Raw genomic sequence first — 990 nt, forward strand, 5'->3', positions numbered from 1 at the left:
AGATAGCGATGCAGCTTGTCGATATTGGCGTCGAGTTCGGCATTGGGGATCATGTCGATGACCTTGCCTTGCTCGACCACGTAGTGCCGGTCGGCGACCGTCTGGGCGAAGCGGAAGTTCTGCTCGACCAGGATGATGGTGAAGCCCTTCTGCTTGAGCATCCGGATGGTGGCGCCGATCTGGTCGATGATGACGGGTGCGAGACCTTCGGTCGGCTCGTCGAGCAGCAGCAGGTTGGCGCCGGTGCGCAGGATGCGGCCGATTGCCAGCATCTGCTGCTCGCCGCCCGAGAGCTTGGTGCCCTGGCTCTTCAGCCGCTCCTTGAGGTTGGGGAACAGCGTGAAGATCTGTTCGACCGGCAGGCCGCCCGGCTTCACCTGCGGCGGCAGCATCAGGTTCTCCTCGACCGAGAGGGTCGAGTAGATGCCGCGCTCCTCCGGCACGAAGCCGATGCCGAGCCTTGCAATCGCGCGCGAGGGCAGGGCGATCGTCTCCTTGCCCTCCAGCATGACCGAGCCCTTGCGCTTGCCGATCACACCCATGATCGACTTGAGCGTGGTGGTCTTGCCGGCGCCGTTGCGGCCGAGCAGCGTCACGACCTCGCCGGGGGCGACGTCGAAATCGATGCCGTGCAGGACATGGCTCTCGCCATACCAGGCTTCGAGCCCGCGCACCTTGAGCAGCGGGGCGGTGCCGGCGGCAGCCACGGGGGTCTTCAGCGCTTCAGTGGTGGCCATGGCCGACTCCCGAGCCGATATAGGCCTCGACCACGCGCGGGTCCTTCGAGACGGTGGCGTAGTCGCCCTCCGCCAGGACCTGGCCGCGCGCCAGCACGGTGATGCGGTCCGAGAGCGAGGCGACGACCGAGAGATTGTGCTCGACCATCAGGATGGTGCGGTTCTTCGAGACCTTGCGGATCAGGGCCTCGATGCGCTCGACATCCTCGCGGCCCATGCCGGCCATCGGCTCGTCGAGCAGCAGCATCTCCGG

Annotated in this window: 2 protein-coding genes; both read right to left on the bottom strand. The window is 66.2% G+C overall.

Going from position 1 to position 990, the window contains the following annotated elements; all coding sequences use genetic code 11:
• The coding region (locus tag WFK61_RS26040) for an ABC transporter ATP-binding protein (RefSeq protein WP_336814945.1) at positions 1-737 on the bottom strand (737 nt) is incomplete at its 3' end.
• Positions 724-990 (bottom strand): ABC transporter ATP-binding protein C-terminal domain-containing protein (locus tag WFK61_RS26045; RefSeq protein WP_465246945.1); only part of this gene is annotated, 267 nt, incomplete at its 5' end. The genes WFK61_RS26045 and WFK61_RS26040, both read right to left, overlap by 14 nt.

It is taken from the genome of Allobosea sp. MMO-172 (assembly GCF_037147855.1).
In the GTDB taxonomy this organism is placed as follows: Bacteria; Pseudomonadota; Alphaproteobacteria; order Rhizobiales; family Beijerinckiaceae; genus Allobosea.